This is a genomic window from Acaryochloris sp. IP29b_bin.137, from assembly GCF_028285745.1.
Lineage (GTDB): Bacteria > Cyanobacteriota > Cyanobacteriia > Thermosynechococcales > Thermosynechococcaceae > Acaryochloris.
The window spans coordinates 1-9,176 of sequence record NZ_JANQOP010000098.1 but is presented as its reverse complement, the minus strand read 5'-3'; the positions used below and the strand labels follow the sequence as shown (position 1 = coordinate 9,176).

The 9,176-nt window shown below is 42.0% G+C and carries 5 protein-coding genes; 3 read left to right on the top strand and 2 right to left on the bottom strand.

Translation table 11 applies throughout. The features are described 5' to 3' along the window. The first annotated feature begins 732 nt into the window (after window positions 1–732). Entirely contained in the window at window positions 733–2,595 is a 1,863-nt protein-coding gene (locus tag Q0991_RS07150; protein WP_299486821.1) for a carboxylesterase family protein, read from the top strand. Between the two features lie 32 nt (window positions 2,596–2,627). Here the strand turns inward: Q0991_RS07150 and Q0991_RS07145 are convergent, their stop codons facing one another. Then, the gene (locus Q0991_RS07145) at window positions 2,628–2,900 is read right to left on the bottom strand and encodes a cell division protein SepF (protein ID WP_299486819.1); all 273 of its coding nucleotides are present in this window, start codon (window positions 2,898–2,900) and stop codon (window positions 2,628–2,630) included. A gap of 544 nt (window positions 2,901–3,444) precedes the next feature. Between Q0991_RS07145 and Q0991_RS07140 the strand changes: the two genes are divergently transcribed. After that, entirely contained in the window at window positions 3,445–5,112 is a 1,668-nt protein-coding gene (locus Q0991_RS07140) for a CHRD domain-containing protein (RefSeq protein ID WP_299486817.1), read from the top strand. Between the two features lie 1,500 nt (window positions 5,113–6,612). After that, a complete protein-coding gene (locus Q0991_RS07135; protein WP_299486815.1) occupies window positions 6,613–8,139 on the top strand; it encodes an iron uptake porin in 1,527 nt (508 codons plus the stop codon). Between the two features lie 598 nt (window positions 8,140–8,737). Here Q0991_RS07135 and Q0991_RS07130 read toward each other — a convergent pair. Then, a partial coding sequence (locus Q0991_RS07130; RefSeq protein WP_299486813.1) for a hypothetical protein occupies window positions 8,738–9,176 on the bottom strand: 439 nt, incomplete at its 5' end.

Sequence of the window (9,176 nt, the reverse complement as noted above, 5' to 3'; positions counted from 1 at the left end):
ATTGCAGTGATTCAAAAATAGAAATCCTGTGATCCAAAACACTTTCTCCTCGCCACAAAGGATCAATCTGGCACAGGCTTGCGAAGGAGTGATAAGGCTATTAACTCTATATTTAGAAAGGCTTACAGGCGATCTAGTTGTAGATTTAGTAGAAGTCCCTATTAGTAAAGAGTTATACATACCGATCACTCTTTAAGAAAACAGCGCTTGAACGCCTTTCCACTACTTCCAACTGTGATCCAGTATTACCCTGAGATGCTTTTGGAAACCGTTAAATACAGGGTTGTTTCACGTTCACCATCAGTATTTTAGAAGTTCTAAAAATTTAAAAAGGGCAAAGACGCAATAGAGAATCTGGGGATATAACAATCTTTTTCCTAGATTTTTCTTTCAGGAATCTGGAACAACCCTGCTCCCAAATCGAGACTTTAAGGGACAAAGTTTTGTTGCATTTTTCATAAATTTAGAGTTTTGACTTGAGAACTAGATATGAGCTGTTTTATTTTGAAAACCTTGTGTTCGGGTTTACTTGCTTTTTGTTTGTTTGGGTGGCTAAATTTAATGTTTTTTAAATTTATCAATCATTTTAGGTTGTCGAGCAAATCTCACAACATATCTATTTTGGTGCCTTTAATTTCTCTGTGTCATTGATTCTATTAGTAATTGTTTTTCATCAACAGTTTGTAGATAGCTAAGGATTAGGCTCTGTACCTTACCTTCGGAAGCAGTATTATGAATACCAAAGTTTTGAGTCGAAGACTCAGATTCATCAATAGATTAATTGCATTGCTTTCTACCAGCATCTTCCTAATCGTTAATTTTATGGTGCTATCCCCATCAGCATATGCAGCATCCGAATCTGAAGTCATACCTAATGTTGAAGGGGAATGGTCAAACTCGTTGCAGGTCAATACTTCTGAAGGCACCATTGAAGGTATCGTGCGCAACGTTAACACTTTAGATGATGCCACTACGCCAGTCTATGCTTGGCTCGGTATACCTTATACCAAAAACCCTAAGACCCCTCAAGAAGTTTCTCAATTGCGCTGGAAGGCTCCTCAACCTCCTGAGATTCGACGTGGCTTGCTTAAAACTAAAGTGCGGATGCCACAATGCCCTCAACCCCCAGACCCTGATGCCTTCGATATGAATGGACAAATTCAGGGCAGCGAAGACTGTCGCTATGCCAATATTTGGAGGCCTAAAACCATTGAGAAAAACCTTCCTGTATATGTAGATATTCATGGAGGGGGTGGTTTTCTTGGACAAGGACAAGATTTAGCCCACATTGCCGCTGAACATAATGTGGTAGCCATCAGTTTCAACTATCGACTCAGCCTCTTGGGCATATTTAATGCCCCAGGTTTAGAAACAGGTAACCCACTCGATGATTCAGGCAACTTTGCCATCTTGGATGGGTTACAACTTCTGGAATGGGTACAGCAGAATGCAACGGCATTCGGTGGAGATCCCAACTTAGTTACCCTTGGAGGTTATTCTGCTGGCGGTAGCTTTGTCTGGGCATTAATGACATCGCCTCTTACTCAAGGCCGCAACCTATTCCATCGAGCTGTCATTAATAGCGTCCCCATACGTACCGAGATCAACACTGTTACAGATAACAACGACACTTCTCGCCGTCTGCTTACACATTATTTATACGAAACCGACCGTTCTCTTAACTTCGATGACGCAAGCGAGAAAGCAACACAACTCCACCAAATGGGTGAATCCGGCTCAATCTTTCGCAACATCGACACAACAACCTTGATCTGCCTAGTCAACCGCATTCGTGCTGATGACTTAGTTGATCAATGCGGTTATCTGCGTCCACTACCTGAAAAAGAAAGTAGTCTTTTTATCTTCCCACCAAACAATGATGGGATTACACAACCACTTGTGTCCGAAGTACAGGCGGTCAAGAATGGTGACTTTGAACAAGTGCCAGTATTAATGGGGGCGACCCAGCAAGAAGCTAAATTCTTTACTGTAGGACGATGGTTAATATTTGACGATTCAAAGCTCAAAGAAAATGGTCAACCATCCCGTCAACAGTTTTATACACTGTTCAACCAATTTGATCCTGATAACCCGACAATGCCGCTGCCTGGCATTGGTGTGCCAACGGCTGAGTTTATTCTTCCAGACAGCTTACCTCCAGCAAAATACGAGAAGCGTCAGAAGATTGCTGGCACTATCGGTACTCGGCTGTTGACCACACTGGGTGCAAACGCGGCAAAATCTCACGTTCCGATCTTTGTCTATCGGTTTCTTTGGAAGAATCAACCAAAACCTTTTGAAACAGTAGTAGGGGCCACGCATACGGGAGATTTGCCATTCTGGCTACAAACCTTTGAGGCTGATGGTAATGAGTACCAAATGCAGCCAGTGGGTTTCTCTCGTGAGAATAGGCCGGGGCGAATAGATTTGGCGAAGAAAATGGGGGTCTATTTTCGTAATTTTCTCCGCAACGGGGATCCTAATGTGGGGGAAACGCCACCGAGACGGTGGACTCAGTGGAGAAACGCGATTTTCTTCAAACGCATGCATTTCAACGCATCTGACAATAGAGCAGATTTAGTTATGGGGCGCTAATCTCAGAACTGGACAATCAGCTTGTGAAGCTTTTATGTAGCTGTCTGAATAGAGATACTGGGAGGTGCGAATAGATACACACCGTTGCCAACCTCTGTAAATTGACCAGATAGAGAATAAGCACTGCCTGCCAGATAGTCACTGATTCTCAGAGCTGTCGTGAGAGGCAAATTCGCCAAATTGACCAAGAGCAGTTGTCCCTGTTTCAAAGACTGTGCAGTCGCTTTTACTTCAACCAATGAACGAGGTTGAGATAAACAAATTTCACATGTAGATTTCCGATGTAGTGGAATCAGATTATCCACGGCTCAATAACACTACTAGTCAGAGATTGTCTTCATTATTTCAGGGAGTATAAATAATTTACACCTCATTCTAAATTAATTTAGACTCTTAAGTTATTGAGAATATTGAATCAAAAAATCTGACTTACTGCCTATCAATTCTCAATAAAGGTAAAACAATTGCAGTTCTATTGATACAAGCTCAAAAAGCTGTAAACTACTCATACTTAAATTAACAAAAAGTGTCGCTATTTTTGTCTGCCAGAAGTAATTAATCTTGATTACAAATTTGAGAGTCAATCTTTACCCTTGTATTGATACTCAAACATAATAGACCATCTAGTTTGAACATTCATTAGGGTCACCGAAGCGCAAAATAATAATGCTAATATTGCAACTTACGATGCTAATATTGCAACATATATCCTATAGCTTGTAGGATATTTCATTATTTTGTCTTTGTTCTTAAGTTAGCTATTCAGTCCGTTCTCCATTGACCTATTAACTAGAACTGATTTATTTGTTCTAAACGGAAAATTTCATATTTTTTGTGTAGGTTAGTATTATGCATTTAGCCGAAAAAATTTGGTCTAAATTGACCGATGCGTTCGATATGGGTTACGGGGATATTGCAGACATTAATTATGGGTCCATTTCCCTACCTAACGTTACTAAAGATTATGTTCTCTATTCCCCGATTGAAAAACTTTATGCCTTAGCCATAGATTTCTTAGACGACCTTGAGGAAGGTACGGAGGTCGTACCTGGGCAAGATGAACCTTTTGGCCTAACATCAGTGCTGCGTGAAGTATTCCAGGACAGGGCCTTCGACGAAATGGAAGCGCTTGACCTAAGTGAAGGGTCTGAGGATAGTGCGGTTCCTAGTGAGATTGATATGTCTGGAAACCTCTTACAGCCACCAGTTCGAGCGGCTGCTGTACTCACGACGGACCAAGAAGTGACGCCTAGCAATAATCCTAACGCTCGGGGCACATCCGTTCTTCAATTGAATCAAGCAGGCGATGCATTGAGTTATCAACTCACAGTCTTTGGTCTAGATTTTGGTCAGTTTATTGGCAATAGTGCTGCCTTTACATCAGACACCAGTGATGATGTCACCAAGGTCCATATTCATAATGCAATCCGTGGAGAAAATGGCCCCTTAGCTTTTGCCCTCATTGATTTAAGCGATTTATCGGTTAATGATCAAGATCAAGACGATCTCCAGATTACCCATAATTTAGACGGTTCAGTCACGCTTACTGGCCGCTGGGAAACCACCGATCCGGCTGTCATTTCCCTCAGTGAATTTGTTAACGACTTTCGGACAGCAGAGAGCGGTGCAGATATCCCCTTATATTGGAATATCCACACGGAAGGATCCCCTGATGGCGCGATTCGCGGGCAGTTTGAAGAACGGGAATTGCAGCTTCCTGTCCCCCTTTCTTCTGAATTAACGACCGACCAAGAGGTGACTCCCAGTAATAACCCAGATACGTCGGGCACCTCTACGCTCCTACTTAATCAGGCTGGAGATGCTATCAGCTACCAACTCACGGTATTTGGCCTCGACTTTGGTCAATTTATTGGCGATGGTACTGCCTTCACAGCAGATACCAGTGATGACGTCACTAAGGTCCATATTCATAATGCTGTCAGAGGAGAGAATGGCCCCTTAGCCTTTGCCCTGATTGATTTGGGTGATTTATCCGTTAATGATCAAGATCAAGACGATCTTCAAATTACCCATAATCTAGACGGTTCAGTCACGTTACAAGGGGTTTGGGAAACCTCTGATCCAGCTCTTATTCCCCTCAATACGTTTGTCAATGATATTCGAGAGGCGGGTACTGGTGAGGATCTACCTTTGTACTGGAATGTACACACTGAAGGATCGCCTGATGGCGCGATCCGTGGGCAGTGGCAATCTGACGCGTTGACTGGCAACCCCTTGCCCAATATTCTGACGGCCACCGCGACGAACAATCTTCTACAAGGCAGCGACGGTCTTGATCACTTTGTGCTGGCGGAGCATCTAGTTCAAGACGATCTTCATCAGCATTTCTACATCACAAATTTTGGAGCGTCGGATCAGTTTTACTTAGGGTCTGTCGACATTATCTCAAGCCATGTCTTGAGTGATGATAGTTTAAGGGTCAATCTCAGCAGTGGCGACACACTGACTTTGATCGGAGATGTTGGCAATGCCCTGAGCCTGATCTATGGCACATAGGATGTATTTCTGACCCGTAGCTTCTCCTAAACCTACAATACTGTTATGGATGAGGCAGGCTAGGTACCTTCCTCATCTATAACACGACTCGCTTCGGGTTTCTTATTAACTGACCTGAAATATTGGCCGTTAAATCTAATATGAATAACTAGAATCGAGAAATAGACAATTTTTCCACTTTACTTTAAAAACCCTCCCCATAAGTCCATCTTTTAGCATAAAAATCTAGATTCCAATATTAGAGACCTCTTGAATTCTTTGATTTCAACATAAAACTAGTCTTGGAAGGAATACCTGAGATTAATCATCGTATAAGCCAGAAGGCATCATGCTACTTTTCTAGGATATGTCGTTCATAAGCACCACATCTATCAGTTCAGTAGGTCTGAATACCAAACTGTTCTAGTAGCTCTTTGAGTTGGAGAAAAATTTCATCCGTTCGACAACCAAAGCTATACGCCAGGATTTTCTTGCTCTTACGATGGCAGCATGTTAGAGCCACCTTTGGTTTCACTTGCCGCCAACAAAACTCCACATTTCATCCAACTCTTCTTCTTCGATATCTTGGCCTCCAATTACTTCAACCTGGATGAACTCTATCTCAACATCATTAGGGTAAAGAGTTCCAAGATGCTTGTGGTTGACTTGACTCAGATGAGGATGTTTTTTAGTTCCTTAAAGATAGTTGATGTATTCACATGCTGCACCTGGGAGATATCTCTAATACCATTGCCATTGAGTGACCTCTCCACAATTTGTTGTCTGACTCTCTTCAATCGGCCGGGGTTAGTGTAATTGAGGATAAAGGTCATGTAGGGACAGTCTTCATTTTGACAGAGGTAGCGTCGTTTCCCTTCTGCAGATTTCTCATTCTTGACCACATCAGTAATTTGACGGTGAATACATCGAACGAGAATCCAAACAGCTATTGAGTTTTACTAAGAAACAAAGTTGAAATTAGATTATCATTTATTTGTATAAAAACAGCCAATCAACGTATCTATAAAATTACCTCAAATTGGTGATGTTTTCGATCTGCTGATACTATAGACTTAACCTTTCCTTAAACCAAAATCTTGACGCTTGTTAGTACATGTTTAGATCTAAAATCTCGGAGTAATCGCAATCCCAAACGGTGAATTGAATTGATATAGTCATTGACTCAATTGATTTTGAGGCGGTAAACAAACATAACCTCTGGAATTATGATTTGAATTTAGACTTCTCCTTAACTATCAAGCTGTAAAAGTATTGGATGGGGCAGATATTTCCTGTGTGAGGAGTTATTTCTTAATGTTGACACCATTACAAAAATTTAAATTTATTTATCCTGCAGCATTGACTTTTTCCATAGCAATTCCAACTCCCATTGGAGCAATAGAAAACATCAATCCTGCTAGCAATTCCGATAGTAATCGCAATCTTAATGCAATAACTACTGATTCAAACGAGAAGTCTCCACTATTAGCAGATGCAGCTACACCATCTGTATCGGATTTAATGACGTCTACGGAAGATTCATTAGAACAAGTCACCTCCGTGTCCCAGCTTTCTGATGTGCAACCCGATGATTGGGCCTTTCAGGCGATCCAGTCTTTGGTCGAGCGTTATGGATGTGTGGCCGGATATCCCGATGGAACCTTTCGTCCCAGTCGGGCCATGTCTAGGCGAGAGGCTGCTGCGCTAGTGAACGCCTGCTTGGATAACCTTAGTAATCGATTCGCTACCAAAGAAGATCTAGATGCTCTTAAAGCGCTTCAAGATGAGTTTGCTGCTGAACTGGCGACACTTCGAGGTCGAGTTGACGGTTTAGAAGCTCGGGTTGCGACCGTAGAAGCACAACAATTCTCTACCACCACAAAACTGGTAGGTGAAGTTATTTTTGGCTCAGCGTATGCCATTGATAGAGGAGGGGCAGATCTTACTGGTCCTATGAATGGATTTGAAGAAGATCGCTTTTTCCTGGCTCAGCGAACCCGCCTCAACTTTGACTCTAGCTTTACAGGTTCGGATCGGCTCAGAGTCCGTTTTGATATCAATAATGTCCCTAATCTGGGCAATTCAACTAGTACGAATATGTCTCGCCTCTCGTTTGATGGTCGAGGCAATACGAATGTGGTGTTGACGGAATTAAATTATCAATTCAAACCTGCAGAAAACCTCAAAATTAAAATTGATGCCAACGCAGGGGAGTATCAGGATAATGTCGATACTCTTAATCCATACTTGAAGAGTGATGGCAGTGGTTCTCTTAGCCGTTTTGGCCGCTTTAACCCCATTTTCCGTCAAGGCGGGAATGGGATAGGGGTAACAGCTAATTGGGATATTACCGATCAGGTTGAGCTGTCCGTGGCCTATTTGGCTGATCAAGGACAAAATGCAACAGGCGCTGGAGATGATATTGCCAATCCCAGAGGGGGATTAATCGAAGGTAGCTATGCGGCTTTGGCTCAGTTGGTCATTGAACCCATTGAGAATGCCAAGTTTGGTTTAACTTATGTGCGCTCTTTTGATGAAGCGGGTAATGTCAATGTGACTTCCAGTACCACCACCAATAATCGACAACCTTTTGGTAATGGCTTGGATACCTCGGCAGATCACTTAGGGTTTCAAACGACTATCCAGGCTGCTGATTGGGTGAATTTTTCAGGATGGGTGGGCTATACCTTTGCACGAACTAGCCAAGCAAATGCCACTGATGACCAAAGTGCTGAGTATCTAACCTGGGCTGGCTCATTGCAATTCCCTGATCTTGGGTTTGAAGGGAATCTGGGTTATGTCCTCTTTGGTCAACCCTACAAGATTCAAAGCGCGAGTTCTACGATTCAGAATGGTGTTGCGGGTGTATTAGCGAATATTGATGATGCTAATCCTGGCACTTCTTATCATCTAGAGGCCGGATATAAGTTTAGGGTAAATGAGAATATCCACATTACTCCAGGTGTTATCTGGATATTAAACCCTGAGCATAATAATAATAATAGTGATGTTATTGTTCCACTTGTTCGAACCACCTTTACGTTTTAGTTAGAACTTAAAACCTAAGTTTTGACATGAAGCAACCTATAGCCTTCATCAAGCCATAGGTTGCTTTTTAACGCTCTTTTATTACTCTAGGAAGAGGATAAATTCTTAATTGCACCCCGCCTATTTTATATTGAAGAATAGTCTCCAAAAACACCAGAAAACCAGCATTTCAAAATTTCTCTGACGGCTTTGATGGAAAAGCGTTAAGAACTGAAGCGGAATAGATCCTTAGCATATGCTGAGTAAATATCTTTTCCAGGCAAATTCCTGTGATTTTTTTGAATAAATGATCTTAGACTAGGAATCTGTTACGCTTCCACTGAACTTCAAAAGGTCAAAGTACATCAGTACGGGACGACTGGGAAGTTTTTTTCTTCTAAGCGTAATGATAAGTTCTCATTTCAAGCTTCCTTATTAAAGTAGGGAACTTTTATTCTCTACCTCAACAATTTTCATTTCAGCCAGCTTTATTCTCCTCAATGCATCAGGCCATAACTATGAACTTTATTGGAAGGCACGAGGAATCTATACTCCAGAGATATCACCTAGAGATTTTGTTGAAAAAGCTTAATTTTAAGAACGAAAATTTATTTCGAGGTCAATTGCACCCCATTTTTACCTCAGATTCCACCGCTAATCCAACACCACCCCCCTCTCGCTGGCCGATTTCCTGTTTAATTTGATGACCAGATTCAATGTTTTCAGATTGGCTTTCAGATTCCGTAATTAGATCCTCTTCCTTTAAATTACGAATTGCACAAGTCGGCTTACTTTTCTCTAATCTCTGATTCCACTTCTTCTGAAACGCCTGCATCATTTGGTCTTTGAACGTTTCGTTGCCAGAGTAGCGAATCACATATTGCTGCTCTCCATCCTGGTTTCCCACCCTGATCAACTCATGAGCCACACGCTTGATCAGCTTGTTAACGATGCTCCAAGCACTCTGACGCTCACAGATGACATTACGGAAATGGCGATAGATTTGATAGCGATACTCCAGCGCTCTATCCTTGATATTCTCCAGTCGTTCATCCAGC